The sequence below is a fragment of the Streptomyces exfoliatus genome, from assembly GCF_000725545.1.
Taxonomy (GTDB): Bacteria; Actinomycetota; Actinomycetes; order Streptomycetales; family Streptomycetaceae; genus Streptomyces; species Streptomyces exfoliatus.
Genome location: NZ_JNZP01000109.1, coordinates 1 through 311 on the forward strand (window position 1 = coordinate 1; position 311 = coordinate 311).

A 311-nucleotide genomic window follows, 5' to 3' on the forward strand; every position below is an offset into this window, starting at 1 on the left:
TCCACCAGGCGTTCGAAGGGGAGGTCCTGGTGCGCGTAGGCCGCCAGGTCGGTGGCCCGCACCCGCTCCAGCAGCTCCCCGAAACTCGGATCGCCCGACGTGTCCGTACGCAGCACCAGCGTGTTCACGAAGAACCCCACCAGGTCCTCCAACGCGTCATCGACACGCCCCGCCACCGGCGAACCGATCGGCACGTCCGTCCCCGCCCCCAACCGCGTCAGCAACGCCGCCAACGCCGCGTGCACCACCATGAAGGGCGTCGCCCGGAACTCCCGCGCCAACTCCACCACCCGCCCGTGCACCCACGGCGG

1 protein-coding gene is annotated in these 311 nt (G+C 71.4%); it reads right to left on the bottom strand.

From position 1 onward, the window contains the following. Positions 1-311: condensation domain-containing protein (locus tag IO20_RS37305; RefSeq protein WP_157850872.1), on the bottom strand; the 311-nt coding region annotated here is incomplete at both ends.